This is a genomic window from Nocardia sp. NPDC055029 (genome assembly GCF_053608525.1).
Genome location: NZ_JBSGVQ010000029.1, coordinates 24,233 through 48,254, shown reverse-complemented (window position 1 = coordinate 48,254; position 24,022 = coordinate 24,233). Strand labels below are relative to the sequence as shown.

General features: G+C 69.2%; 27 protein-coding genes. 13 read left to right on the top strand and 14 right to left on the bottom strand.

From position 1 onward, the window contains the following. Positions 1 to 7 precede the first annotated feature (7 nt). Positions 8 to 568: a TetR/AcrR family transcriptional regulator gene (locus tag ACWF9G_RS23375; protein ID WP_452517885.1), complete on the bottom strand. Its 561-nt coding sequence runs from the start codon at positions 566 to 568 to the stop codon at positions 8 to 10. Between the two features lie 51 nt (positions 569 to 619). Then, the gene (locus tag ACWF9G_RS23370) at positions 620 to 1,723 is read right to left on the bottom strand and encodes an agmatine deiminase family protein (RefSeq protein ID WP_452517884.1); all 1,104 of its coding nucleotides are present in this window, start codon (positions 1,721 to 1,723) and stop codon (positions 620 to 622) included. 181 nt (positions 1,724 to 1,904) lie between these two features. Here ACWF9G_RS23370 and ACWF9G_RS23365 point away from each other — a divergent pair, with 181 nt between their 5' ends. After that, complete coding sequence (locus ACWF9G_RS23365) at positions 1,905 to 2,858, top strand: alpha/beta fold hydrolase (protein ID WP_452517883.1); 954 nt, start codon at positions 1,905 to 1,907, stop codon at positions 2,856 to 2,858. On the opposite strand, the gene ACWF9G_RS23360 is transcribed toward ACWF9G_RS23365, so the two are convergent. Together ACWF9G_RS23360 and ACWF9G_RS23355 are read right to left on the bottom strand one after the other, a co-directional pair. Continuing rightward, complete coding sequence (locus tag ACWF9G_RS23360) at positions 2,859 to 3,995, bottom strand: zinc-dependent alcohol dehydrogenase (protein ID WP_452517881.1); 1,137 nt, start codon at positions 3,993 to 3,995, stop codon at positions 2,859 to 2,861. After that, the gene (locus ACWF9G_RS23355) at positions 3,992 to 4,417 is read right to left on the bottom strand and encodes a tautomerase family protein (protein WP_379309279.1); all 426 of its coding nucleotides are present in this window, start codon (positions 4,415 to 4,417) and stop codon (positions 3,992 to 3,994) included. Before ACWF9G_RS23355 ends, ACWF9G_RS23360 begins: the two co-directional genes overlap by 4 nt. A gap of 80 nt (positions 4,418 to 4,497) precedes the next feature. On the opposite strand from ACWF9G_RS23355, the gene ACWF9G_RS23350 reads away from it, so the two are divergent. Beyond that, positions 4,498 to 5,082 (top strand): TetR/AcrR family transcriptional regulator, encoded by a 585-nt coding sequence (locus ACWF9G_RS23350; protein WP_379309280.1) that lies wholly within the window; start codon positions 4,498 to 4,500, stop codon positions 5,080 to 5,082. 10 nt (positions 5,083 to 5,092) lie between these two features. On the opposite strand, the gene ACWF9G_RS23345 is transcribed toward ACWF9G_RS23350, so the two are convergent. Continuing rightward, positions 5,093 to 5,701, bottom strand: coding sequence for a class I SAM-dependent methyltransferase (locus tag ACWF9G_RS23345; protein ID WP_379309281.1), 609 nt, complete (start codon positions 5,699 to 5,701; stop codon positions 5,093 to 5,095). Positions 5,702 to 5,847: 146 nt separating this feature from the next. Here ACWF9G_RS23345 and ACWF9G_RS23340 point away from each other — a divergent pair, with 146 nt between their 5' ends. Both ACWF9G_RS23340 and ACWF9G_RS23335 read left to right on the top strand, forming a co-directional pair. Beyond that, positions 5,848 to 6,831, top strand: coding sequence for a DoxX family membrane protein (locus ACWF9G_RS23340; RefSeq protein ID WP_452517878.1), 984 nt, complete (start codon positions 5,848 to 5,850; stop codon positions 6,829 to 6,831). A gap of 199 nt (positions 6,832 to 7,030) precedes the next feature. After that, positions 7,031 to 7,321 carry a hypothetical protein gene (locus ACWF9G_RS23335; RefSeq protein ID WP_452517877.1) on the top strand — a complete coding sequence of 97 codons (291 nt, stop codon included), beginning with the start codon at positions 7,031 to 7,033 and terminating at the stop codon, positions 7,319 to 7,321. Between the two features lie 5 nt (positions 7,322 to 7,326). Here ACWF9G_RS23335 and ACWF9G_RS23330 read toward each other — a convergent pair whose 3' ends face one another. Then, positions 7,327 to 7,650, bottom strand: coding sequence for a hypothetical protein (locus ACWF9G_RS23330; protein WP_379309284.1), 324 nt, complete (start codon positions 7,648 to 7,650; stop codon positions 7,327 to 7,329). A gap of 19 nt (positions 7,651 to 7,669) precedes the next feature. Then, complete coding sequence (locus tag ACWF9G_RS23325; RefSeq protein WP_379309285.1) at positions 7,670 to 8,155, bottom strand: MarR family winged helix-turn-helix transcriptional regulator; 486 nt, start codon at positions 8,153 to 8,155, stop codon at positions 7,670 to 7,672. A gap of 68 nt (positions 8,156 to 8,223) precedes the next feature. Between ACWF9G_RS23325 and ACWF9G_RS23320 the strand changes: the two genes are divergently transcribed. Beyond that, on the top strand, positions 8,224 to 9,660 hold the full coding sequence (locus ACWF9G_RS23320) for an MFS transporter (RefSeq protein WP_452517932.1): 1,437 nt from the start codon (positions 8,224 to 8,226) through the stop codon (positions 9,658 to 9,660). 7 nt (positions 9,661 to 9,667) lie between these two features. Here the strand turns inward: ACWF9G_RS23320 and ACWF9G_RS23315 are convergent, their stop codons facing one another. After that, entirely contained in the window at positions 9,668 to 10,399 is a 732-nt protein-coding gene (locus ACWF9G_RS23315; RefSeq protein WP_452517876.1) for a helix-turn-helix domain-containing protein, read from the bottom strand. 62 nt (positions 10,400 to 10,461) lie between these two features. Beyond that, positions 10,462 to 11,196 (bottom strand): helix-turn-helix domain-containing protein, encoded by a 735-nt coding sequence (locus tag ACWF9G_RS23310; RefSeq protein WP_379309288.1) that lies wholly within the window; start codon positions 11,194 to 11,196, stop codon positions 10,462 to 10,464. A 421-nt stretch (positions 11,197 to 11,617) separates the two neighbouring features. Here ACWF9G_RS23310 and ACWF9G_RS23305 point away from each other — a divergent pair, with 421 nt between their 5' ends. From ACWF9G_RS23305 to ACWF9G_RS23295, 3 genes are all read left to right on the top strand, one after another. After that, complete coding sequence (locus ACWF9G_RS23305; protein ID WP_379309289.1) at positions 11,618 to 12,202, top strand: CHAP domain-containing protein; 585 nt, start codon at positions 11,618 to 11,620, stop codon at positions 12,200 to 12,202. Between the two features lie 188 nt (positions 12,203 to 12,390). After that, positions 12,391 to 13,539 (top strand): hypothetical protein, encoded by a 1,149-nt coding sequence (locus ACWF9G_RS23300; RefSeq protein ID WP_452517875.1) that lies wholly within the window; start codon positions 12,391 to 12,393, stop codon positions 13,537 to 13,539. A 160-nt stretch (positions 13,540 to 13,699) separates the two neighbouring features. Further along, positions 13,700 to 14,413 carry a DUF1906 domain-containing protein gene (locus ACWF9G_RS23295; protein WP_452517874.1) on the top strand — a complete coding sequence of 238 codons (714 nt, stop codon included), beginning with the start codon at positions 13,700 to 13,702 and terminating at the stop codon, positions 14,411 to 14,413. Between the two features lie 45 nt (positions 14,414 to 14,458). On the opposite strand, the gene ACWF9G_RS23290 is transcribed toward ACWF9G_RS23295, so the two are convergent. Further along, positions 14,459 to 14,854: a RidA family protein gene (locus ACWF9G_RS23290; RefSeq protein ID WP_379309292.1), complete on the bottom strand. Its 396-nt coding sequence runs from the start codon at positions 14,852 to 14,854 to the stop codon at positions 14,459 to 14,461. 91 nt (positions 14,855 to 14,945) lie between these two features. On the opposite strand from ACWF9G_RS23290, the gene ACWF9G_RS23285 reads away from it, so the two are divergent. Continuing rightward, positions 14,946 to 15,911 carry a helix-turn-helix transcriptional regulator gene (locus ACWF9G_RS23285; RefSeq protein ID WP_452517872.1) on the top strand — a complete coding sequence of 322 codons (966 nt, stop codon included), beginning with the start codon at positions 14,946 to 14,948 and terminating at the stop codon, positions 15,909 to 15,911. Here ACWF9G_RS23285 and ACWF9G_RS23280 read toward each other — a convergent pair. Beyond that, positions 15,908 to 16,267 carry a hypothetical protein gene (locus tag ACWF9G_RS23280; protein ID WP_379309294.1) on the bottom strand — a complete coding sequence of 120 codons (360 nt, stop codon included), beginning with the start codon at positions 16,265 to 16,267 and terminating at the stop codon, positions 15,908 to 15,910. The genes ACWF9G_RS23285 and ACWF9G_RS23280 overlap by 4 nt on opposite strands. A 103-nt stretch (positions 16,268 to 16,370) precedes the next feature. After that, on the bottom strand, positions 16,371 to 17,150 hold the full coding sequence (locus ACWF9G_RS23275; RefSeq protein WP_379309295.1) for an Rv1157c family protein: 780 nt from the start codon (positions 17,148 to 17,150) through the stop codon (positions 16,371 to 16,373). Positions 17,151 to 17,345: 195 nt separating this feature from the next. Here ACWF9G_RS23275 and ACWF9G_RS23270 point away from each other — a divergent pair, with 195 nt between their 5' ends. Beyond that, positions 17,346 to 18,689: a mannosyltransferase gene (locus ACWF9G_RS23270; RefSeq protein ID WP_452517930.1), complete on the top strand. Its 1,344-nt coding sequence runs from the start codon at positions 17,346 to 17,348 to the stop codon at positions 18,687 to 18,689. A 3-nt stretch (positions 18,690 to 18,692) separates the two neighbouring features. Here the strand turns inward: ACWF9G_RS23270 and ACWF9G_RS23265 are convergent, their stop codons facing one another. Both ACWF9G_RS23265 and ACWF9G_RS23260 read right to left on the bottom strand, forming a co-directional pair. Beyond that, positions 18,693 to 18,986, bottom strand: a complete 294-nt coding sequence (locus tag ACWF9G_RS23265) for a 4a-hydroxytetrahydrobiopterin dehydratase (RefSeq protein WP_379309297.1) — start codon at positions 18,984 to 18,986, stop codon at positions 18,693 to 18,695. A gap of 55 nt (positions 18,987 to 19,041) precedes the next feature. Further along, positions 19,042 to 19,218 (bottom strand): hypothetical protein, encoded by a 177-nt coding sequence (locus ACWF9G_RS23260; protein ID WP_302872448.1) that lies wholly within the window; start codon positions 19,216 to 19,218, stop codon positions 19,042 to 19,044. 124 nt (positions 19,219 to 19,342) lie between these two features. Between ACWF9G_RS23260 and typA the strand changes: the two genes are divergently transcribed. The 3 genes from typA (at position 19,343) to mshB (ending at position 24,008) form a co-directional block, all read left to right on the top strand. Next, complete coding sequence (gene typA / locus ACWF9G_RS23255; protein ID WP_379309298.1) at positions 19,343 to 21,247, top strand: translational GTPase TypA; 1,905 nt, start codon at positions 19,343 to 19,345, stop codon at positions 21,245 to 21,247. A gap of 143 nt (positions 21,248 to 21,390) precedes the next feature. Beyond that, positions 21,391 to 23,118 carry an ABC transporter family substrate-binding protein gene (locus ACWF9G_RS23250; protein ID WP_452517929.1) on the top strand — a complete coding sequence of 576 codons (1,728 nt, stop codon included), beginning with the start codon at positions 21,391 to 21,393 and terminating at the stop codon, positions 23,116 to 23,118. Continuing rightward, positions 23,100 to 24,008: an N-acetyl-1-D-myo-inositol-2-amino-2-deoxy-alpha-D-glucopyranoside deacetylase gene (gene mshB, locus ACWF9G_RS23245; RefSeq protein WP_452517868.1), complete on the top strand. Its 909-nt coding sequence runs from the start codon at positions 23,100 to 23,102 to the stop codon at positions 24,006 to 24,008. The genes ACWF9G_RS23250 and mshB overlap by 19 nt, the downstream gene beginning before the upstream one ends. Positions 24,009 to 24,022 lie beyond the last annotated feature (14 nt).

The window sequence follows — 24,022 nt, the reverse complement described above, 5'->3', positions numbered from 1 at the left end:
GATCGGCCTAACCCAATTCGAGTTCGATTGCGCCGGTGAGAAGTTGGCGGGCTCGGGGCAGGTCGAGGGAGCCGCTGTGCCAGCGTTCACTGAGGCCTTCGACCAGGGCGGTGAGGCGTTCGGCGGTGTCCGTGGCGTCGACTGTCGCGGCGACGGTGCCGAGGTCTTGGGCTTCGCGAATCAAGGATTCCACGTCGGTGTTCCAGGCTTCGGTGGTGGTGCGCAAGGGTTCGCGGAGGTCGGGGTTGAAGGCGGCGCTGGCGCGCAACTCACCCCAGGCGATGCTGGTTTCGCGGACTTCGGGGGTGTCCTGGAGTTCGCGCAGGAGCATGTGTTCGAGCTGGGTGCGCGGGTCGGTGGTCGGGGTGTCGGTGTAGGACTGGGCGCGGTGGTTGATGTGTTCGAGGGCGGCGTGCAGGATGCCCGCGCGGTCCTTGAAGTGGTAGTAGATGAGGGCCGTCGACACTTCGGCCGCGGTGGCGAGTTTTTCGACACGCAGGCCGCGTACGCCGTCCTGGGCGATGACGCGGACGGCGGCTTCCAGGATCTGGGTACGGCGTTCCGACACGGTTCCTCACAGTAGGGGCCGGGTGCCCGGCGGCGAATGCGCCGGGGTGGCTCAGTCGACGGGTTCCTGCTGGGTGGTGCAGTGGATGCCGCCGCCACCTGCGGCGATGCCGTCGATGTTGATCTGGACCACTTCGCGGCCGGGGAACAGTCGCGTGAGGGTGGCCGCGGTGGCGCTGTCGGCGGCGGGGTCGCCGAACTCGGGGGCGATGACGGCGCCGTTGCAGACGTAGAAGTTGATGTAGCCCGCGGCGAAGTCGTCGTTCTCGAACCGCTCGCGCACGGTCGACGGGCCGGTCAGCACCTCCACCTGGAGGGGGCGGCCGTGGACGTCGGTGGCCGCGCGCAGGATATCGAGGTGACGCCGGGTGACGTCGTAGTCGAAGGAATCCGGGTCGTTGTCGAGTCCGGCGACGACCACGCCGGGGCCGGTGAAGCGGGCGTAGAAGTCGGTGTGGCCGTCGGTGATGTCCTGGCCCGCGATGCCGGGTAGCCAGATCACCTTCTTGATGCCGAGCAGGTAGTCGAGTTCCTCCTCGACGTCGCGCTTCTTCCACCCGGGATTGCGATTGTTGTTGAGCACACAGCTCTCGGTGATGATCGCGGTGCCCTCGCCGTCGACCTCGAGAGCGCCGCCTTCGAGCACCAGGTCGGTGTGCCGGGTTTCGACGCCGGCGCGGGCGGTGACGAACTCCGCGACCCTCGCGTCGGCGCGATGCTCCTGCTTGTCGCCCCAGCCGTTGAAGTTGAAATCGACACCGGCCTTGGTGTTTCCGCTGCGCACGAACACCGGGCCGGTGTCACGCATCCACAGGTCGTCGAGGTCGGTGGGGATCAGTTCCACGTTCGCGGTGCCGATCAGGCGCTGGGCCTGCGCCATCTCCCTGGCGCGGACCAGCATGGTGACCGGTTCGAAGCGGGCGATCGTGGTGGCGATGGTGGCCAGATTGCGCTGCACCTCGGGCACCAGGTCCGCGCCCCAGATCCGTTCGTCGGCCGCGAAGGCCATCCAGGTGCGCTGGTGCGGCTGCCCCTCCTCGGGCATGAGCCAGGTCCTTCCGTCGTCGTCGACCGGTGTGCTGGTGTCGTCACAGCCGGCCCACAGGACACTGCTGAGGGCGGCCATCGTGGTCTGGACGAATGTGCGTCGTCGCATCTGTCTGCTCCTTCCGAGCTATCGACCACGGTAGACCCTGACTGAAAATTTAGTCAAGGTGGCACCTTGGTGGGGATTTCGCACACCTTCGGGGGAGCGGGCTCAGCACTCTGGGCCCTGATGGCGGCGTCCGATCCGGCGCAGAGTTGATCCTGTCACCGCACGCCAACCGGAGGTTCCGATGTCGAACATCAGCACCAACGCCCACTCGGCGCAGCGTTGTGTCTCGGTGTCGACCGGTGACGGGGTGCGACTCGCGGTTCGCGAATACGGGCGGCGCGACGCCGACCTGACGATTGTCCTCGTGCACGGGCACTGCCTGCGCACCGCGTCGTGGGCCGCCGTGCGCGCCGCCCTGCTGCGTGACTACCCCGGCGCGCGAGTCGTCTGCTACGACCATCGCGGCCACGGCGACTCGGCCATGGCGTCCAGGCAGACCTACAACCTCGAACAGCTCGGCCACGACCTGCACGACGTGCTCGACGCCGTCGCGCCCACCGGGCCGGTCGTGCTGGTCGGTCATTCGATGGGCGGCATGACCGTGCTGACCTACGTCAGCCGATACCGGCACGAGGTCGGTACCCGCATCGTCGGTGTCGGACTCGTCGCGACCGCGGCGAGCGGCCTCGCCGACGCCGGTTTCGGACGGCTGCTGCGCAACCCGTCCATCTCCGTCTTCCAGACGGCCGTGCGGCGTGCGCCGCGCCTGATGCAGCACGCGAAGGTGGTGGCCTGCAAGGTTTTCGCCCCCGTCGTGCGCGCCGCCGAGTTCGGTGATCGCAAGGTCAGCCCCCAGGTGCTCGCGCTGGCCGAGGCGATGCACAACGCGACATCGATCGTGACGATGGCGAGCTTCCTGAGCGCTTTCAAGGACTTCGACCGCACCGACGCGCTGGCGCTGCTGTCGACGATCCCCACCTTGGTTCTGTGCGGCTCCGCCGACCTGATGACGCCCCCGTCGCATTCGGTCGCCATGGCCGCCGCGGTCGACTACGCGGACTTCGTGATGATCGGCGGCGCCGGCCACTCGGTGATTCTCGAACGGCCCCGGCTGGTCGCCGAGGCCATCGCCCGGCTGGTCGGCCGGGCGAGCGGCGAGCAGGGCGAGATCGCCGGCCTGGCACTCGCCGCCTGACTAGGCGGTGACGCCAAGTGGTGGCCGATGCAGGACGAGCTTGGTCGTATGGGCGCGGTAGGCGTCGGGGGCGTCGTCCCAGTCGGCCAGCAGGGTCGTGACCGTCTCGGCGGGGAATGCGGTCCCGGCGATGAAGTCGAGCAGGTCCGGTAGATGCGGACGAACATGGGATACACCGATTTTCAGTGTCGCGTCGTTCGCGTACATGTGCATCAGCGGCACCTTGGTGCCCGGCGCGAGGTAGTAGCCGACCGGGGTGCAGATTCCGCCAGGCCGCAGGGCGCGCAGGGCCGCGTCGACACCAGCGGCGGTGGAGGTGCCTTCGACGGCGATGTCGTAGTTCCGTGCCGGCAGGCCGGCGCGGCGGAGTTTGCCCTTGGCGACCGGATGCGCTCGGGCGCCGAGCTTTTCGGCGATCGTGAGTCGTTCTGGCCGGTGGTCTACGTAGTCGACGACCTCGGCGCCGTGCGCGACCGCCAACCCCGCCGCGTAGAGCCCGATGCTCTGCGCCGCACCGCCGAGGACGAGCACGGACCCGCCGGGACGTTCGGTGAGCGGGCCGACGACGCAGCGCCAGGCATCGGTGAGATTGTCACTGGCGGCGGCGATCCGCAGCGGGTCGACCCCGGCGGGCACCCTGACAAGCATGTGGTCGGCGTAGGGGATGCGCAGCAGGTCGGCGACCATGCCGCCCCACGGTCCACTGGCGGGGCCGAACCCGAACGCCGCCAGCGTGCTGGTCCGGGTCGTCGAGCACTTGGCGGTGAGCCCGCGCCCGCATTCGGGGCATTCCCCGCACGAGACCGCCCACGGCACGACCACCACGTCACCGGGGACCAGCCCCGTGACATCGGCACCGACTTCGACGACCTCGGCGATGCATTCGTGGCCGATGCCGAACGGGCCGCGGAACGGGACGTTCCCGCAGATGCTCGCGACCACCGGATCTATGAATCCGGCCCGCAGCCCGGCCTGCATGGCGCGGGACACGTGCCGGTGGATGGGCATGGTGTCGCCGTCGCAGCGTCCGGCGACGAACGGGCGGACGATCGCGTCGCGGGGTTCCGACAGGACCGGGTCGGGTCGTTCGCGCCAGGCCAGGTGGTGGGCGCGGACGAGTTGCAGCTCCCGCGTCACCCGCGTTCTCCGGCCGCGAGCGCCTTCAGTTCGGCGAACCGGATGATGTTGCCCGCGGCGCCCCACGTGCCCTCGGGCTGTTCGTGGATGAGCACCCACACGCGCAGCGCGTCGGCCTCGGTGAGTCCGGCGGCGGCGAGGACGTCGTCGGTCACCTGCTTGACCAGGCCCGCCTTGCGGCGTTCGGACAGCGCTCCTTCGGGCACGGTGGCGTCGACCCGAAAGCGCGGCAGGTCGTCCTCGGCGGTGCCGAACGCGCCCGCGGGCACCTCGTGGATCAGGCACCAGGCCTGGGCGCGGAAGAACGCGGTGTCCGGTGCGCCTTCCCAGGTGAGCAAGGTCGTGGCGAGCGTCTTCTGCAACTGCTGCCGGATATCGCCGGTCAGGACGCCTTCGGGCAGCGTGAGCTGGATCATCGGCATGGGGAACACCTCCGTTATAACGACTGTTATAGATTGGCGACGGTACGCTATGACGGTCGTTATGGTCAAGGAGGTGCTGGATGGCGCAGTCGGATGCGCGCGATCGATTGGTGGCCGGTGCGGCCGACATGCTGCGGCGCCGTGGCCTGAACGCGACCAGCGTGCGGGAGCTGGCCAAGCACTCCGGCGCGCCACTCGGCTCGACCTACCACTACTTTCCCGGCGGCAAGTCGCAGCTGGCCGCCGAGGCCGTTCGCCTCGCGGATGCGCTCACGGTGCGCAAGCTGACCGCCGAGTTGCCCTCAGGTCCGGTCGACGGCCTGCGTGCCTTCGTCGCCATGTGGCGAAAGATCGTGGTGGACAGCGACTTCGAGGCCGGATGTCCGGTGCTGGCGGTGTCGGTGGAGGACCAGCCCGCCGACGACGACGAACCACGGCGCGCGGCCGCCGAGGCCTTCGATCATTGGACCGACCTGCTCGCCGGATCTCTGCGTGAGCACGGCGCGACCGCCGACGCCGCCGACCGGACCGCGACCCTGATCGTGGCCTCGATCGAGGGCACCGTCGCCATGTGCCGGGCCCAGCGCAGCATCCTCCCGCTCGACCGGACCGCCGAGGCGTTGGAGGGCGTCGTCCAGGCTGTCATCGCGCCCGTTGTGGACTGACCGAGCCGGGCTACTGCTCGCGTGCGGCCGCGAGCATCGCGTGCGGGCGGACCTCGCCGACGCGCGGGCGTCGCTGCCGTTCGAGTTCGGTGAAACCGGCCGAGCGCAGTAGTTCGGACATTTCGTCGACCGGCCAGCGATAGGCCGATGTCACTTTGTGCGGGAACATTTCCACGTGCTCGGTGCTGTCGAAGAAGCCGATCACCAGGCGTGCGCCCGGTGCGAGAATCCGGCCGAATTCGGCCAGGATGCCGGGTAATTCGGCGGGTGCGAAATGGATCAGTGAGAACCACGCGAGTACGCCGCCGATTGCTGCGGCAGGGGCGTCGATGGCGCGCAGCGAATCGACGCGGAACGGCACGTCGGGGTATCGGGATCGCGCGTGGGCGACGAACTCGGGAACGAGATCGATGCCGGTGACGGACAGGCCTGCCTGGTGCAGGACCTGGGTGAAATGGCCGGGACCGCAGCCCAGGTCGAGGACCGGACCCTCGGCGTCCGCGAGGTGGCGCAGGACGAAGGCGGTGTCGTCGGGGTCGAGGTCGGCGGGACTGCCGAACAGGTCGATGTACAGCTCGTTGATCGCGCTGTAGGCGGTGCGGACGGTGGCATCGGACACGAGGTCGACGGTAGCGCGCCCATCGTCGGGTCAGACACTGGACAGGGCATGCTCCAACCGATGGATCGTTTGTGCCCGCGGGTCCCGGGTAGTCGAATGGGGAGGAGCCGTACGCACTCCCCAGTCGTAGACGAAGGGATCCGACGATGCCGATCAAGCCTGTTCGCCGCGTTGCTCGCACGCTGCTGGCGACGACATTCGTAGCCGGGGGCGTCACCGCGTTGATGAATCCGAAACCCCGTGCCGCGGCGGCGACCGCACTGGCCGACAAGGGCAGGGCCGACCTGCCCGACTCGCTCGCCGCGCGGGTGCCCGACGATCCGAGCCGCTTCGTGCAGATCAACGCCGCCGCGCAGATCGCGGCCGGGTTGTTGCTGGCCAGCGGGCGGGCGCCACGACCTGCCGCGCTGGTACTGGCGGCGACGGTCGTGCCGGGGACGGTCACCGAGCAGGACTTCTGGGCCGAGTCGGATCCGGACAAGAGGGCGGCCAAGCGGGCGGGATTCCTCAAGGATCTCGGACTGCTCGGCGGTCTGTTGATCACGGCGTCCGACACCGCGGGCAAGCCGTCGCTGGGCTGGCGGGCCAGGAAGGCGCTGGAGCGCCGGGAACCGGAGGGCGCGGCCTTCGTCGACGCGGCCAAGGTCCGTGGCGCGCACCTGGCCGAAGTAGCGGGCGAGCAGGGTTCCCATCTGGCCCACGTGGCCCGCGAGCGTGGCCCGCAGCTCGCCGAGGCGGCGCGGGAACGGGGGGCGCATCTGGCCGAGGTCGCCAAGGAGCGTGGTCCCGAGTTGGCCGAGGTCGCGCGGGAGCACGGTGCGCACTGGGCCGAGGTTGCGAAGGAGCGTGGTCCCGAGTTGGCCGAGGCGGCGCGGGAGCACGGTGCGCACTGGGCCGAGGTCGCGAAGGAGCGTGGTCCCGAGTTGGCCGAGGTCGCGCGGGAACGGGGCGCGCATCTGGCCGAGGTCGCCAAGGAGCGTGGTCCCGAGCTGGCCGAGGCCGCGCGGGAACGGGGTTGGCACCTGCTCGATATCGCCAGGGCGCGCAGCGCGTACGCGGCCGAGATCGCGCGCGAGCGGGCCGAGCGGCTCGAAGCGGCGGCGCGGGAACACCGGCCCGCCGCTCGCTGAGAATTCCACTGCCCCGAGATCCGTGGTCTGTCGAACTCGGCGACCGCGGCGGAGAATAAACACGGGTCGGGCCGTGTCGCCGAAAAATGCCCTCCGAGAACAGCGCAATGGGGTCAATCCCCGCGAATCGGGCTCGGGGGGTAGTTTCGGCATGAATACTGCATATTCGCAGTGCATTTCGGAGAGTGGGATTCATCTGATGTTGTCCGGTCGTGAAACGTCCAAGCCGCATGCCGTTCGAGTCGCCGTGGTCGGCGTCGCGGTGACGATCGGGCTGCTCGGCGCTGCAGCGCCGGCCTCGGCGCTGCCCGGCTCGGGCTCGGGGACCGGGTCCGCCACCGGATCCGCCGATCTGGCAACGGGCTCGGCCTCCGGATCTTCGGCGGCGGGCGCGGCGGGTGCCGCGGGCGCCTACCTGACCTGGCAGTCGGCGCAGTTCATCCAGAAGACGATCCAGCTGCTGCTCGTCGCCCCGCGTAATCAGCTGTAGGACAGCTACTTCCAGGCCCGTTCCCAGCGTTCGGCCGCCCAGTCCCGCACGTCGGGACTGAGCGCGATCGCGGGTAGCAGCAGCGCGAAGCCGATGGCAAGCACGGCCAGCCGCACCCACACGCTGAGTTCGCCGAGGGCGCGGAGCAGCGCGGGCAGCACGCAGATCGCCGCGAGGACGACGAGGACGATCGCCGCGAGATTGCGGCCGGGGCCCGCGATCAGCGCGGCGCAGGTGCCGAAGCACAGGCCGAGGACCAATCCGCCGACGCCGACGAAGTAATTGTCCCAGGCGAGCCAGCTCGGGCGGGTAGACCGTTGAGTGACCACGCGGCGGAGCTTAGCGCGCTCAGCTCTCCGTGCGCGGAGGTCTGGGCCACGGGTTTTCCTCGATCCGCTCGACCGAGCGATTGAACTTCTGCATGAGCCTGCTCAACTCGCTGACATCCGCGGCGTCCCAGTCGGCGACGACGGCGCCGATGCCCGCGGCGCGATGCTTCTGATCCGAAGCCAGCGCGGCCCTGCCCTCGGCCGTGGCGCGCACCTTGCGGGCGACGCCGCCGTCGGGGTCGGGCACCCGTTCCACCAGTTCCTGCTTCAGCATCGCGCCGACCTGGCGGTTGATCGTGGAGATGTCGAGCTGGAACGCCTCCGACAGCTCGCGCAGGCTCAGTGGTTCGCTCAGCTCCAAGCGGGTGAGGATGAGGAACGCGGAGCGGTCGAGCAGGAAGCCGGGTCGGCGGCGCGCCGTGGCGAGGGAGTGGCGCGAAATCAGGTTCAGCTCGAACACCAGGCGGGTGAACGGGGTGTCGTCGACGGGGCCGGAATCGGACATACGCCAACTATGTCGCGTGGATCACCGCGAATCCAAATTGTGTACGATACACATGCTGTGTACGGTGCATATTTGTGTCTGTAACCGCAGCCGACGTCACGCCGGCCACCTCTGAAACCCGCGGCGTCTCGCCTGCCGTGCTCATCGCGGTGCTCAGTACCGTCGGCGTCGTCGTCTCGCTCATGCAGACGCTGGTCATCCCGATCATCCCGTCGCTGCCAGGCCTGCTGAACACCTCGGCGTCCAACGCCTCCTGGGTGGTCACCGCGACGCTGCTGGCCGGCGCGGTCTCCACGCCCATCGCGGGCAAGCTCGGCGACATGTTCGGCAAGCGGCTGGTGCTTGTCGCCAATCTCGGCTTCATGATCGTCGGCTCGGTGATCTGCGCGAGCTTCTCCTCGCTGGTGCCCGAGATCGTCGGCCGCTCGCTGCAGGGCGCCGCGGTGGGCGCGATCCCGCTCGGGATCAGCATCATGCGCGACGAACTGCCCGCCGAGAAGGTCGGTGGCGCGATGGCCGTGATGAGCGCGACCCTCGGCGTCGGCGGCGCGGTCGGCCTGCCGTTCGCGGCCGTGATCGCGCAGAACGCGAACTGGCACATGCTGTTCTGGACCGCCGCGGGGCTCGGCGCGCTGTGCGCGGTGCTGGTGTTCGTCTTCGTGCCGGAATCGCCGGTGCGCACGCCGTCGAAGTTCGACTTCGGTGGTGCTGTCGGGCTGTCCATCGCGCTGCTCACGCTGCTGATCGGCATCACCAAGGGCGCCGACTGGGGCTGGGCAAGCGCCTCGATTCTCGGCCTGTTCGCCGCCTCGCTGGTGAGCTTCCTGCTCTGGGGTTTCTACGAATTACGGCAGAGCTCGCCGCTGGTCGACCTGCGGGTCTCGGCGCGACCGCGGGTCCTGTTCACCAACCTGGCCTCGATCGCGGTCGGCTTCGCGCTCTACGGCATGTCGCTGACGTTCCCGCAGCTGCTGATGGCGCCCACCGCGACCGGCTACGGCTTCGGCTTGTCGATGGTGGCCGCGGGTCTGGCGATGGCGCCGGGCGGTGTGGTCATGATGCTGCTCTCGCCGGTGTCGGCGCGGCTGTCGGCGAAGAAGGGGCCCAAGCTGACGCTGGCCCTCGGCTCGGCGGTGATCGGCCTCGGCTATCTCTTCGCGGTACTGCTGATGGACAGTGTCTGGCAGATCGTGGTCGCCGGGATCATCGTCGCCGGTGGTGTCGGCCTGGCCTACGCCGCCATGCCCGCGCTGATCATGGGCGCGGTGCCGATCACCGAGACCGCCGCGGCGAACGGCCTGAACTCGCTGATGCGTTCGGTCGGCACCTCCACCTCGGCCGCGGTGATGGGTGTGGTCCTGGCGCACATGACGATGCAGCTCGGCCCGCACGTGCTGCCCTCGCGCGAGGGTTTTCACGCCGCTTTCTACATCGCGATCGCCGGCGCGGTCGTCGCGATCGTGCTGACCCTCTGCATCCCGATCCGCAAGACCGACCAGCGCTGAATCGCGGTCAGTCGATCTGCTTCGGGGCGTAGACGACCAGTGACCATTCCCGGCGCGGGATGAGCGACGCGCCGAGGGAGTGCACCGTCATGGCTGTCGTCGCGCCGGTTTCCGGGTCGCGGCAGTACATCACCGGGTCGTCGAGGCTGTGCGGCGCGGCCGGGTCGCTGGTCCAGAACTTCGTCCACTCGGGCGCCGTGGTGCAGGCTTCGACGATCTCGGCGATCCGCTGCTGAGACGCCAATCCGGGCCCCATGACCCGGAACCCGTAGACGCACATGTGCACCTGCTGTTCCCAGTCGACCAGCGCGGTCTTGGCGCGCGGGTCGAGCAGCATCCACTCGAGCATCGAAATGCCCGTCTCCAGCCCGGGGAAGAACAGTCCCCACGCCGCGTTGGTGGCCACGACATCGAACGTCGGGTGCATCTGCAAGCTGGCGGGGTGCGTGATCCCGTCGAGCAGCACCTGGTCGGCGGGTCGCACCAGGGGTGGCGACACGGGGTCGTAGCGGCTGGTGATCGACAGGGAGATCAGGTGGTCACGCATCACCTCGGGGACGGTGAGCGCGTCGAACAGCGCGGTCAGCGCTTCGAGCGTGGGTGGGCGGGTGCCCTGCTCGATCTTCTGGATGAGTGCGGGCGAGATGCCGGCCGCGGCGCTGAGCGCGGCACGGGTCAGCCCCGCTGATTCCCGGCGTTCGCGCAGGTAGCGCGCAATCGGCGGATACGGGTTCTCCACGTTCGCACTCCTCGTTCATGGCCGATGGGGACACGGGGCGATGGGCAGGGCCGGGAAAGAGACTAGGCGGTCGTCTTCGGCACCAGGACAACCAAGGACCAGTTGCGGCGTGGCAGTGCGAAATCCAGGTTGTGCATCGCCAGCGCTGTCGGCTCGCCGGTGTCGACGTCGCGCACCAGGAGTTCGGGGTCGTCGATGCCGTAGGGCGGCTGCGGCTCGGTCGTCCACAGCCGTTCCCACTCCGGGGCGCGGGAGCAGGATGCGACGAGTTCGTCGATCCGTGCCCGCGGCACCAGACCCGGGCTGGTCATCCGGAAACTGAAGACACTCGCGTGGATCTGCCGTTCCCATTCCATGACCACCGAGCGGGCCGCCGGGTCGAGCAGCATCCATTCGAGCAGCGTCGTTCCCGGCGCGAGCCCGGGGAACTGCCGCGCCCAGGCGGCGTTGATCGCCAGGACGTCGAAGGTGGGGAACACCTGCAGGCTGGCCGGATGGGTGATGCTGTCGAGGAGCTTGCGCTCGGTCGCGGGGACGGCCGCGTCGACCGGTGCCGGTTTGTCGTATCGATGCGACAGCGACAGCGACACGAGGTGATCGCGGAACGGGTCGGGGATCGCCAACCCGTCGCACAGCGCGGTCAGTGCCTCCAGCGTGGGGGTGCGGGTGCCCTGCTCGATCTTCTGGATGAGCGCGGGCGAGACGCCGGCGATGGCGCCGAGGGCCGCTCTGGTCAGCCCGGCGGATTCGCGGCGTTCGCGAAGGAAGCGCGCGATCGGTGCATGCGGGTCTTCCACGCCACTCCCTCGTTGGGGTCGCTGGGACAAATTGGGACAGTCGTCTAGCTTGACCGAGGGTAAAGCGTTCGCAAAAATTCTCACAGCCGGGCGGGGGAAAACCGCACGGCTACCAGTTCAGCGCAGCACGGTGATCCAGGCCGACGTCTGCGCTGGTCAGGTCGGTGGGTTCCGGAGCGGTACGTGTTCGAAACCACGTCCGCGCCCCGTGCGTGGACGTCGCCGGAGGGGACGGCACGCACGCTGGATGCGCGCCGAGAGCGCGGTAGCGAGCCGATACCCGGGTGGCGCAGGGGTCCACCCGGTGATCATGCTCCCACCCGGCCCGCTCCGGAGCCCACTATCCCGTGCCCCGATCCGGGAACCACGGGCGCCCCCGGTTCGTCTTAGAGAGCAGAAGACAGAACGAAAGTGGGGGGCGATGACGCAAGTACAGGCCGGATCTACCGGCCGCACAGCGCGCTGGTTGCTCGGGATCTCCGGGCTGCTCGCGGTGACGGCCGTGGTGGTCGTCGGACTCGTGTGGTGGCAGCACGATTGGGGCGAGCCGTTCCCCACCCTGGACAGCGAACACCTCGACGAACAGCAACTCGCTCTGGTCGAGGTGCTGCGCCGCGAATACGAGCACCCCGGCGACGGACCGAAATACGCCGAGGGCGTCGAAGAGGCCTGGTGCGCCGACTTCGTCAGCTGGACGATGCGCGCGGCGGGCAGGCCGCTGGCCAACCCGAACTCCGGTTCGTGGCGTATTCCCGGCGTCTACACGCTGGAGGAGTACTACCAGAACGTCGGCCGATTCACGCCGGGCGACGTCGGCTACCGCCCCCGTCTCGGCGATGTGGTGCTCTACGGCCCGTCGAGCCCGCTGGGTCAGCACACCAACATCGTGCTGAAGGCCGACGGCGATTCGATCACCACCATCGGCGGCAACGAGATGGGCTCGGTGCGGGTCCGGACGATCGAACTCGCCGAAACCACCGATCTGGTGGGCTACGGCCGTTTCTGAAATCGATTGTCGCTCAAGACAACTGCCCTTATCCGGAACGGCGGCACTCTGTGGGTACCCGTACGATGGAATCGGTGGCGCCCGGCAGCGCCCCGGCCGACCCCTCCGTCCTGCTTCCCCCTCATCGGCAGGACGGGGGAGTTGTGCCACCAACCGGGGGTTTCCCTTCGTCACGTACCGTGTCCGATGTGCGCGAGAAGGTGGCCGGGGAGGCACGGCGAGACCCGATGTGGATCGAGTATGCCGATTTCGGCGAGCGTTTCGTCACCTACGCGGTGACCGAGGAGCGCATCGCGGCGGCCGTCGCGGGCATGACCGGCCGTGGCGTGACGATCGGACCGTTCTCGCTCGGCCCCGCCGGACTGGCGGGTTTCGTCGCCGAAGGCACGCTCGGGACACCCGTCGTCACCCGCAATCCCGGTGACGCGCTGACCTTCGGCGTGCGGGTGCCGCTGACGCTGGCCGTCAACCTCGTGCTCGGCGGCCGCAAACTGGGCCTGGCCGCCGTCGTCGAGATCGGGCTGACGCTGCACGCGCGCACCGCCCAACCGCTGCTGGTGGTGATCGACGTCGCCCCGGTGACAGCCAGAGACGTGAGCTTCACGCTGCGCGCCGAGGCCATCGACACCGCCTGGGAAATGCTGCTCGACCCGATCGCGGGACTGGTGCAGCGCGAGGTCGCGAACCGGGTCAACGCCATCGTCGGCGATCCGAAAGTCCGTTCCGAGCGGGTCTTCGACATCGAGGCGATCCTCGACGGCTACCGCTCGCCGCATCGCCACGACACCGTCTTCGAGTGGATCGACTTCCGCGAGTTCGGCCTGCGGTTCTTCGCCGACATCGTCACCAGGGACCGGGTGCACGACGTGGTCGGGCAGATGGCGGGCAGCCAGATCGCGATCGGCCCGCTGTCCGAGGGCCCGCGTGGCGCGGCCACGGTGACCGTGCGCGGCGCGATCGAGCAGCCGCGCGTCATCGATCGCGGGGTGGCGGAGCCGGGTGCCGCGCGCGTGTTCGACATGACGCTGCCGGTGGGACTCGACATCACCGTCGACGTGCTCAAGGCCAACCACTATCGCGCCGATCTGGAGATTCCGCTGGTCCTCACGGCCAGGGCCGCCGAGCCGCTGCAGATCGTCATCGACGTGCCGCCGCCCGCGCTCGAGGACATCTCGATGGAGTTCACGGCGAAGGGGCTGCGCGCGGCCACCCTGGCCCGGCTGGCCGGGATCAAGCGGCAGGTGGTGGCCCAGGTCGTCGCCGTGGTCAGCACCGAGCTGGCCGACCCGACGGGCCGCACCATCAACGTGGGCGCGGCCATCGACAGCGCCACCTGACCCGTGTGACTGCTGGGACGAAAGTGACCTTTGGTTCTGGCGGTTCCCCTGGGGTTGTGGTGAAATGAGTGAACGTTCGAGGCTCCCGGCGCGCAGATACGGGGAAGGCGCGCCGGGCACGCTGCCGGTGGAAGGTCGGGTTGCGCGAAGGAGTCCTGCGATGCGTTCTGTTCCGGTGACCCGGCGTGAGTTCTTCGGATTCACCGCCGCCGCTGCGGCCGCTGTCGGTCTCGGCGTGTCCGCCGCGCCCGCCGCGGCCCAATCCTTCGGCACCCTCGTCGACTACGCCGCGGGCGTGCCGTCCGCCGAGTCGATCAGGGCCGCCGGGCACATCGGCGTGATCCGCTATGTCTCCGACCGCAGGCCGGGCGCGGAATGGATGGAGGGCAAGCCCCTGCTGGCCGCCGAGGTCGAGGATCTGCGGGCCGCGGGGATGTCGATCGTGTCGAACTACCAGTTCGGCAAGGGCCCGACGGCCGACTGGCGTGGCGGGCTGGAGGCGGGCAAACAGCACGCCGAACGCGGCTGGGCACTGCATACCGCGGCGGGCGGCCCCGACACCGCGCCGATCTACGCCTCCATCGACGACAACCCGTCCGAAGCGGAATTCGACGAGATGATCGCGCCCTATATCGAAGGGTGGCAGTCGGTGCTCGGCGCCGAACTCGTCGGCATCTACGCCAACACCCCGACCATCGACCGCGCGCTCGACGCAGGCCTGGGTTCCTGGTTCTGGCAGCACAATTGGGGCACCCCGAAGGGCTATGTGCACCCTGGTGCGCAGCTGCACCAATTCGAAATCGACAAGCGCGCCATCGACGGTGTCGGTGTGGACCTGAATCGGGTGCTGGCCGAGGATTACGGCCAGTGGTGAACTCGCCGCCCCCGGCAGTTCGCTACCGGAGGCGGCGAGGTGGCGTCAGTCGACGGCGGTTCCCTCGAGCTCGATCAGCTGGCCAGGAATCGCCAGCCGGGTGACCCCGAGCATCGTGGTCGCCGGCGCCACTCCGGCAGCGCCCAATCGTGCGGCCAGTACGCCGTAGTGCTGGAACAGCAGATCGACGTCGGTGGTGTAGACGTTGAGCCGCACGAGGTTCGCCAGCGTCATGCCCGCCTCTTTGAGCACACCCTCCACGTTGTCGATGCTCAGCGCCAGCTGCGCCGCCATGTCACCGTCGTGCTCGGGCGTGCCCTCGCCGCTCATCGCGGTCTGCCCGGAGCAGTACAGGGTCCGGGTGTGCCCGGAGACGAGCTCACCCTGGTTGAATCCCCGCTCCACCGACCACGTCACCGGGTTGACTGCCGTTCGTTCCACTGCCAGCTCCATTCGATTCGTTCGAAGTACGTGGCAAGCCTCGCAACGAATCACGACATCCTGTGTCGTGTATTCCCGGTAGATTTTTCGTATGCGTGCGGACCGGTTGGTGTCGCTGGTGCTGCTGCTGCGCCAGCGGGGCAGGCACACGGCGACCGAGCTGGCCGAGGAGCTGGAGGTGTCCACCCGCACCGTGTTGCGCGATATCGAGGCGCTGTCCGCGGCCGGTGTCCCGGTCTTCGCCGAACGCGGCAGGCACGGCGGTTTCGCGTTGCTCCCCGGGTTCCGGACCGAGCTCACCGGGCTGAACCACGACGAGGCGCTGGCCCTGCTGGTCGCCGGATCACGGCGCGGCGCACAGGCATTCGGCCTCGGCTCGGCGCTGGCTTCGGCGATGCTCAAGGTCGTCGACGCGCTCCCCGCCAGCTATCGGGACACCGCGGCCGATGTGGCCGAGCGCTTGCTCATCGACCCCGAGACCGATCTGCTCTCGCGTCGCCTGGTTGCCGAGGAAGTGCCGGGCACCATCTTGGCCGAGGTTCGCCGCGCGGTGTTCGCCGGAAACAAGCTGCGCATCCACTACGCGGCCACCGACCAGGACCCGACGTGGCGCACGGTGGACCCGATCGGGCTGGTCGTCGTTCGCGACCAGGGTTATCTGCTGGCCACGAGATCCGGCGCGGACCGCACCTACCGGCTGTCACGGGTGCTGGCCGCCGAGGAACTCGCCGAACCGGCACAGCGGCCGGACCGGGTCGACCTGGATCTGGCCTGGCAGGAACGCAGCACACGGTTCCGGACCGGTGGCGACCAGATCGCCGTGCTGGTACGGATGAACCCGGCGCGGCGGGAGGATCTGGTGAGCACCGCGCTGGCTGTGCGCACCGAGGAACCCGACACGGACGGGTGGCTGCGGCTCGAGGTGAGTTTCCAAGACGCGCGTCACGCCGAATGGGCGCTGTGGCAGCTCGGCACCGACGCCGAAGCCCTGGCCCCGCAGTCGTTGCGCGCTGCTCTGCGCGACCGCGCCGCCGCGATCGCGACCCGCTACGCCTAGGTCTGACAGTGGCAGGTCGGCGCGAGCCGCAGTTCCGGCTCGTCGTCGGGGACAACGCGCAGCGTCGGCCTGCCTTCGGGCGCGGCATGCACGCCGAGCCATGACAGCAGCGACCAGCGCGACAGGCCCGACAGCGCCGAGCCCAGGCTCACGAACGAGCCGGAGGAGATGGCCGACCCGAACGAGCCGACCGAGCCGATGGACAACACCGAACCGACGCTGCCGATCGACAGCACGGAATAGGCCGAACCGATCGACAGGATCGAACCCTCGGATCGGTACGACAGGATGGAGCGGCTAGAGCGCCGACTCCGAATCGACCGAGCATCGCGGGATGAAACTCGTGTGGTCGCCATGGTTCTCGGTCTACCACATCGGGATGCCCGCGGGAACCCGTTGACAACGACAGAGCCCGGCCGGTTCCCGAGGGGAACGGACCGGGCTCGGCGCGTCGATGACCTAGACGGTGAAGAAGCCCAGGGTCGGCAGGAAATTGCAGGTGCGGGGAGCGGCGCCCTCGGCCTGCGTGGTCAGCGAACCGGAGACGACGGCGACGACACGGCCGTGACCGGTGCTCGCGATGGCCGACAGGGTGGCCGGGCCGCCCGGGTTGATCTTGGCCTCGTCGGTCAGTGTCTGCACCGCGGACTGACGGGTGTCGAGGTTGAGCCACTGCACCGTCATCGGCGGGTTCTGCTCGGCGGTCGGCGCCTTGGTGCCGAGCGCGGTGAACACGAAACCGGCCTGACCGGCGGCGACGCCGGGCGGGGGCAGCTGAGCGGGACCGGCGACGGCCAGCGCGGTGCCGACCGAGTCCGCGCCGTCACCGATGCAGCCCTTGCCGATCGTCGGGTACAGGAACTGCGCGATGACCGGGCCGTCCTGCGGGATGTCGGGACCGCCGCCGCCGCTGCCGTCGAGGAAGGTGATGATCCGCTCGAGCGTGGCCTTGATGGCGGGCGGCAGGTTCAGGGTGGCCAGCAGGGCGCGCGCCTGGTCGAGCAGTGCGGTCTGCGGGCTGGCGACGTCGGCGGGGCCCGCGATCAGGCCCGCGACGGCGGGGGCGAAGGCGGCGAGCGCGTCGACCGGGACGCCCTCGGGCACCATCGGAACGCTGATCGGCGCGGCCTGCGCGGCAGGCGCGGGAGCGGCGATGGTCGACGCAGGCGCGGCGAGCATGGCGCTGGCCGCAATGGCGAATGCGGTCGTTGCGATCCGCGATCCTCGGCTACGAAGCACTTGTCCAGCCGTCCTTACCTCGGTGTTGCGATGGGGCGAGGGTGTCGAGCCCTTCGATGTCGGGGTCACTCTAAGGACATGGCTGCCGTGTTGTACAGCCGCCTGGCCCGTGGCGGCGCATCGACCGAAACCCGTGTTCATCGACGCTAGCCCCCACCGCTGTTACGGCTGGGGATGTTGATGCAAATGTTACCGATGGTGTCGCGCGCCTACGCGTCACCCGTGCGCGTGGCCGCCCGCGCTCGCACGGTTAAGGTGATCGAAGCAACGCGACGCGGCGCCGACGCCACCCATACGACCGAAAGCCTGGCATTGAACCGACACCTCCGATGGGCTCTCGCGCTGCTCGGATTGTCCGTGCTCGCCCGGCTGTGCTGGATGTTGTTCGCGAAGAACGGGCTCAATGTCGTCGATCTGCACGTCTATGTCGACGGATCGGCCGCGCTGCTCACCGATCGGCTCTACGACTTCACCTACGCGGAGAAGACGCCCGACTTCCCGCTGCCGTTCACCTATCCGCCGTTCGCCGCGCTGGTCTTCTTCCCCCTGCACTACCTGCCGTTCGCCGCGGTCGCGGTCGGCTGGATGCTGGCGACGGTCGCCGCGCTCTACGGCGTCATCCGGATCAGCTTCGAACTGCTGCTCGGCGCCGAACGGGCCAGGCAGACGCGCTGGATCACCGCGGCGGTCGGGTGGACGGCGCTGGGCGTCTGGCTCGAGCCGGTGCGGACCACCATCGACTACGGCCAGGTCAACGTGTTCCTGGTGTTCGGCGCGATGCTGGCGGTGCGCAGTGCGCGCTGGTGGATCTCGGGCACGCTGGTCGGCGTGATCGCGGGCATCAAGCTGACGCCCGCCATCACCGGCCTGTACTTCGTCGCCCGCCGCCGCTGGGTGACGGTGCTGTGGTCGGCGGCGGCGTTCGGGCTGACCGTCGCTGTGAGTTTTCTCATCAACGCGCACGAGGCGCGACGCTACTTCGGCACGCTGCTCGGCGACGCCGACCGGATCGGGCCGGTGGGCTCGGTATGGAATCAGTCGCTGCGCGGCACGCTGAGCCGGATCCTCGGCTACGACGTGCAGTCGGGGCCGTGGTGGATCGCGGCGGTGCTGGTCACTGCGGTGCTGGCGTTCCTCGCCTGGCGCACGCTCGGCCCGGACGACCGGCTCGGCACCCTGGTGCTGGTGCAGCTGTTCGGGGTGATGATCTCGCCGATCTCCTGGTCGCACCACTGGGTCTGGCTGATCCCGACCGTGCTGTGGCTGCTGTACGGGCCACTGCGCGCCCAGCGCACCGCGCGGATCATCGCCGGGTTCTGGGTGCTGACGATGCTGATCGGCGTGCCGTGGGTGCTCTCGTTCGCGCAGCCGACCATCTGGACGATCCCGCGGCCGTGGCCGCTGGCCTGGCTGGGCGCGGTCGACGTCATCGGGGTGTTCGTGCTGCTCGGCTGGCTGGTCTGGCACGGCCGCGACACCCTGCGCACGCAGGCGCGCGCCATCGCCCGTCGGCCCGCGGTCGAAGTTCCGGCGGGCTGAGGCTCAGCCGCCGACGATCTCGTCGATGGTGTGCGCGAGCGCGGTGTCGTTCGCGGTCAGGCCACCCACCGAGTGTGTGCTCAGGGTGAAGCGCAGTGTGCGCCACCGGATATCGATGTCGGGATGATGGTCGGCCGCCTCGGCCGCCGTGGCGACCCGGCGGACCAGATCGATGCCGGCCGGGAAAGAGGAAGCCTTGAATGTGCGGGTGATCGCGTCGCCGTCGCGCGACCACTCCGGCAGCGTGGCCAGGGCGATGGTGATCTCGGGGTCGGAGAGCAATGCCGGTTTACCCATACCAGCAGTTCTACGCCTCGTTCGGGCAGCACGCATCGCCCGCCGTCGATCAGCCTCAGGCCGCGCGCGCCTTCTTCAACGCCTTTTTGAGATCTTTACCGCACACTCCGGCGGCCTCGGCCTTCTTCATCCGCATGATGACGACGGGGCATTTGAAGCAGCGCGTCTTCTTCCTGCAGCACTTTTTCTTAGGCTTGAGGCTGGAAACCTTCTTCGCCTTCACCTTGCCCATGCGGGTTAGCGTATCCTAAGTACAAAGCCTGACACGTGCGTGCCACTCCCGTACCGGTACGGTGTAACAGGCCGCGATGCCAGATGAATGCGCGCCAATACACCAACAGCAGGAGGATTGAGGCGTGTCGTCTACACGCGATTTTCGCAACGTCGCCATCGTGGCCCACGTCGACCACGGCAAGACGACGCTGGTCGACGCCATGCTTCGTCAGTCGGGCGCGTTCGCTGAGCGAGCCGAACTGGTCGACCGGGTCATGGACTCCGGAGATCTCGAGCGCGAGAAGGGCATCACCATTCTCGCCAAGAACACCGCGGTGCACCGGCACCACCCCGACGGTTCCGTCACCGTCATCAACGTGATCGACACCCCCGGCCACGCCGACTTCGGTGGCGAGGTCGAGCGCGGCCTGTCCATGGTCGACGGTGTCGTGCTGCTCGTCGACGCCTCCGAGGGCCCGCTGCCGCAGACCCGGTTCGTGCTGCGCAAGGCGCTCGCGGCCAAGCTGCCGGTGATCCTGGTCGTCAACAAGACCGACCGCCCCGACGCCCGGATCTCCGAGGTCGTCGAGGAGTCGCACGACCTGCTGCTCGACCTGGCCTCCGACCTCGACGACGAGGCCGCCGAAGCCGCCGAGCTGGCGCTCGACCTGCCGGTCCTCTACGCCTCCGGCCGTGAGGGCAAGGCCTCCAAGGAGCAGCCTGAGAACGGTTCGGCGCCCGACGCCGAGAACCTCGACGCCCTGTTCGACGTGCTCATGGAGAACATCCCGGCGCCCAAGGGCAACCCGGAAGCTCCGCTGCAGGCCCACGTCACCAACCTCGACGCCTCGGCGTTCCTCGGCCGTCTCGCCCTGGTCCGCGTGCACAACGGCGAGCTGCGCAAGGGTCAGAACGTCACCTGGATCAACGCCGACGGCGCCAAGCAGGTCAAGATCACCGAGCTGCTGCAGACCATCGGTGTCGAGCGTCAGCCGGGTGAGGTCGCCGTCGCCGGTGACATCGTCGCGATCGCCGGTATCCCGGACATCATGATCGGCGACACCCTCGCCGACGTCGACAACCCGGTCGCGCTGCCGCGCATCTCCGTCGACGAGCCCGCCATCTCGGTGGTCATCGGCACCAACACCTCGCCGCTGGTCGGCCGGGTGCAGGGCCACAAGCTGACCGCCCGCATGGTGAAGTCGCGCCTCGACCAGGAACTGATCGGCAACGTGTCGCTGCGCGTGCTCGACATCGGCCGTCCCGACGCCTGGGAGGTGCAGGGCCGTGGTGAGCTGGCGCTGGCCATCCTGGTCGAGCAGATGCGCCGCGAGGGCTTCGAGCTGACCGTCGGCAAGCCGCAGGTGGTCACCAAGACCGTCGACGGCAAGGTGCACGAGCCGTTCGAAGAGCTGACCATCGACTGCCCCGACGAGTACCTGGGCGCGATCACCCAGCTGCTGGCCGCCCGCAAGGGCAAGATGGTGCAGATGAGCAACCACGCCGCCGGCTGGGTGCGCATGGAGTTCATCGTCCCGTCGCGTGGCCTGATCGGCTTCCGCACCGTGTTCCTCACCGAGACCCGCGGCACCGGCATCGCCAACGCCGTCTCCCACGGCTACGCGCCGTGGGCCGGTGAGATCCGCGCCCGCCACACCGGTTCGCTGGTGTCGGACCGTGCGGGCACCGTCACCCCGTTCGCGATGATCCAGCTGGCCGACCGCGGTCAGTTCTTCGTGGAGCCGGGCTCGGACACCTACGAGGGCATGGTCGTCGGCATCAACCCGCGTGCCGAGGATCTCGACATCAACGTCACCCGCGAGAAGAAGCTGACGAACATGCGCAGCGCGACCGCGGACACGTTCGAGACCATGGCCAAGCCGCTCCAGCTCGACCTCGAGCTGGCGATGGAGTTCTGCGCGGGCGACGAGTGCGTCGAGGTCACCCCCGAGGTGGTTCGCGTGCGCAAGGTGGTGCTCGGCGCCAACGAGCGTGCTCGCGACCTGTCGCGCCGCAAGGCACGCGACCGCGCGGTGAGCAACTCCTGATCGAGTTCTGACAGTGGGACGGTACTTCGGTACCGTCCCACTGTCGTTTTCGCAGAGACCGGTGCCATGATCCGGACAGATGGGCGAGGTAGGGTGCCAGAGTGAGTTCGGGGGTCAGACGCGCAAGGTGGCGCGTGGCGGTGATGGTGATGGCGGCCTCGACGGCGGTCGTCGCCGGTTGCACCGCGAATCCACCGCCGCCGATCGAGAGCACCGATTCGCCCAAGACCACCCAGGCCAAGCCGGGGAAGAACACCGTCGTGGTGGCGATCGACGACATCGGCATCGGCTTCAATCCGCATCTGCGCTCCGATCAGTCGCCCGCGACGAACGCGGTGAGCTCGATGGTGCTGCCGAGCCCGTTCCGGCCGGTGCCTAATCCGTCGCTGCCGGGCGTGGTCGACCGGGTGCCCGACGCCTCGCTCATCGAGTCGGCGGATGTGACGGCCCAGGAGCCGTTCACCATCACCTACACGCTGCGCAATCAGGCCAACTGGTCCGACGGCGCCCCGATCGCGGCCGAGGACTTCCGGTTCCTGTGGCAGCAGATGACCACCCAGCCCGGCGTGGTCGATCCGGCGGGCTACCGGCTGATCTCGGACGTGGCGTCCTCCGGTGGCGGCAAGACGGTCACCGTGACGTTGACCCAGCCGTATCCGGCCTGGCGCGAACTGTTCTCGAACCTGTTGCCCTCGCACCTGGTGAAGGATTCCCCTGGCGGGTTCACCAGCGGCCTGGTCGACCGGATTCCGGTCTCCGGCGGCAATTTCACGATCAAGTCGGTCGACCGCGGTCGTGACGAGATCCTGCTCGAGCGCAACGACCGCTTCTGGGGTACCCCGGCAGCGCCCGACCAGATCCTGTTCCGCCGCGGTGGAACTCCCTCGCAGCTGGCCGAATCGCTGCGCACCGGTGACGCGCAGATGGCGCTGGTGCACGGCGGGGTGGCGACCCAGGCGCAGCTCGCGGCGATCCCCTCGGTGCGGACCAACATCATGCCGCAGGCCCGTGAACTGCAGCTGGCGCTCAACGGCCGTTCCGGCGACCTGACCGACGTGCGGGTGCGCAAGGCGGTGCTCGCCCTGCTCGACCCGGCGCTGCTGGCCACTGTCGGTGCGCAGACCGGCGGGTGGGTGGAACCCGCACGGGCACAGGTACTTCCGCCGTCGAGCCCCGGCTACACCCCGACCGCGCCGCCGCGCCCGAGCACCGAGGAGGCGTTCGCGCTGCTGGCCGAGGCCGGTTTCGGGCGCGCGCCGGAGACACCGCAGACCGGTTCACCGACCTCGCCCGCGCCGCGGCCGCGGTCGGTGGCCCGCAACGGCAAGGGGCTCTCGGTGCGGATCGGCGCCGTCATCGAGGACGCGCAGGCACTGGCCGTCGCGAACACCGCCGCCGACCAATTGCGCAGTGCCGGTATCGAAGCCACGGTCCGCGGCCTGCCCGCCGACGAGCTGTACGGCAGGGAACTCACCGAGTCGGGGATCGACGCGATCGTGGGCTGGGAGCTGGCAGGCGACGATCCGGCGACCGTGCTCGCCTCGCGCTACGGCTGCCCGCCGGTGGAGGTGGCCGGCGCGGACAGCAGGTCGCTGGCCGCCGCCGAGGCATACCGCAAGGCGCCGAGCAATATCGGTGGCGTGTGCGATCCGGGCCTGCAACCCTCGATCGACGAGGCGCTGCGCGGTATCGACGTGCCGCGCATCCTGACCGAGGCCGAACCCCGGCTGTGGGAACTGTCGACCGTGCTGCCGATCGTGCAGGACAATGTCGTCGCCGCGGCGGGCCCGCGGGTGGACGGTGTGTCGCTGTCCGGGGCGATCCAGGTCGGCATCTTCGGAGATACGGCGCAATGGCGGAGGCTCCCGTGACGCAATCCCACCGTGGCACCGGCGGTCTGCTGCTGGTACACGCCCACCCCGACGACGAAACCCTCACCACCGGTGGCACGATCGCGCATTACCGCCGCCGCGGCGTTCCGGTCACCGTGGTGACCTGCACGCTCGGCGAGGAGGGTGAGGTCATCGGCGAGCGCTGGGCGAGCTTGATCGCCGGCGAGGCCGACCAGCTCGGCGGGTACCGCATCGCCGAACTCACCGCCGCGCTGGCCGCACTGGACGCCGGCGAGCCGTGGTTCCTCGGCGGCGCCGGCCGGTGGCGCGATTCCGGCATGGCGGGCACGCCGTCGGCCGAGCATCCGCGGGCCTTCGTGAACTCCGGTGACGCCGCGGTCGAGGCGCTCGTCGCGGTCCTGCTGGAACTGCGCCCGCGCGTGGTCGTCACCTACGACCCACGCGGCGGCTACGGCCACCCCGACCACATTCGCGCCAACGAGATCACCACCGCCGCTGTCGCCGCAGCCGCCGAGCGGGGCTGGGACGTCCCCAAGTTCTACTGGACCGTCACCGACGGCGACCTGCTGCGCCAGCACACCGCCGCCCTCGCCCGCCGCACCGTCGACGAGCTGCCCGGCGCGCTGCCCGCCGGCTGGCGGTTGCCGATCGAAGCCGAGCTGGCCGCGATGTCGACCAGCGGCGTGACCACCGTGGTCGACGTGTCCGACGCGGTCTCGGCCAAGCGGGCCGCGATGCGCGCCCACGCCACCCAGGTCACCGTCGCGCCAAGTGGCCGGGAGTTCGCCCTGTCCAACAACATCGCGCTGCCTGTCCTGCCGGAGGAACACTTCACCCTGGTGCGCGGCACGCGTGGCCAGGTCGCGGCGGACGGGTTCGAGCACGATCTGTTCGCCGGTCTCGAGTGAATAGACTCGCCGCC

Coding starts and splice junctions, on each gene's coding strand:
- ACWF9G_RS23250 (WP_452517929.1), top strand. CDS start 21,391: ATGGTGATGGCGGCCTCGACGGCGGTCGTCGCCGGTTGCACCGCGAAT.
- mshB (WP_452517868.1), top strand. CDS start 23,100: ATGGCGGAGGCTCCCGTGACGCAATCCCACCGTGGCACCGGCGGTCTG.
- ACWF9G_RS23355 (WP_379309279.1), bottom strand. CDS start 4,417: ATGCCGATGATCCAGCTCACGCTGCCCGAAGGCGTCCTGACCGGCGAT.
- ACWF9G_RS23305 (WP_379309289.1), top strand. CDS start 11,618: ATGACGCAAGTACAGGCCGGATCTACCGGCCGCACAGCGCGCTGGTTG.
- ACWF9G_RS23370 (WP_452517884.1), bottom strand. CDS start 1,723: ATGCGACGACGCACATTCGTCCAGACCACGATGGCCGCCCTCAGCAGT.
- ACWF9G_RS23350 (WP_379309280.1), top strand. CDS start 4,498: ATGGCGCAGTCGGATGCGCGCGATCGATTGGTGGCCGGTGCGGCCGAC.
- ACWF9G_RS23265 (WP_379309297.1), bottom strand. CDS start 18,986: ATGGGTAAACCGGCATTGCTCTCCGACCCCGAGATCACCATCGCCCTG.
- ACWF9G_RS23270 (WP_452517930.1), top strand. CDS start 17,346: ATGGTGTCGCGCGCCTACGCGTCACCCGTGCGCGTGGCCGCCCGCGCT.
- ACWF9G_RS23260 (WP_302872448.1), bottom strand. CDS start 19,218: ATGGGCAAGGTGAAGGCGAAGAAGGTTTCCAGCCTCAAGCCTAAGAAA.
- ACWF9G_RS23285 (WP_452517872.1), top strand. CDS start 14,946: ATGCGTGCGGACCGGTTGGTGTCGCTGGTGCTGCTGCTGCGCCAGCGG.
- ACWF9G_RS23340 (WP_452517878.1), top strand. CDS start 5,848: ATGCCGATCAAGCCTGTTCGCCGCGTTGCTCGCACGCTGCTGGCGACG.
- ACWF9G_RS23325 (WP_379309285.1), bottom strand. CDS start 8,155: ATGTCCGATTCCGGCCCCGTCGACGACACCCCGTTCACCCGCCTGGTG.
- ACWF9G_RS23365 (WP_452517883.1), top strand. CDS start 1,905: ATGTCGAACATCAGCACCAACGCCCACTCGGCGCAGCGTTGTGTCTCG.
- ACWF9G_RS23335 (WP_452517877.1), top strand. CDS start 7,031: ATGTTGTCCGGTCGTGAAACGTCCAAGCCGCATGCCGTTCGAGTCGCC.
- ACWF9G_RS23295 (WP_452517874.1), top strand. CDS start 13,700: ATGCGTTCTGTTCCGGTGACCCGGCGTGAGTTCTTCGGATTCACCGCC.
- ACWF9G_RS23280 (WP_379309294.1), bottom strand. CDS start 16,267: ATGGCGACCACACGAGTTTCATCCCGCGATGCTCGGTCGATTCGGAGT.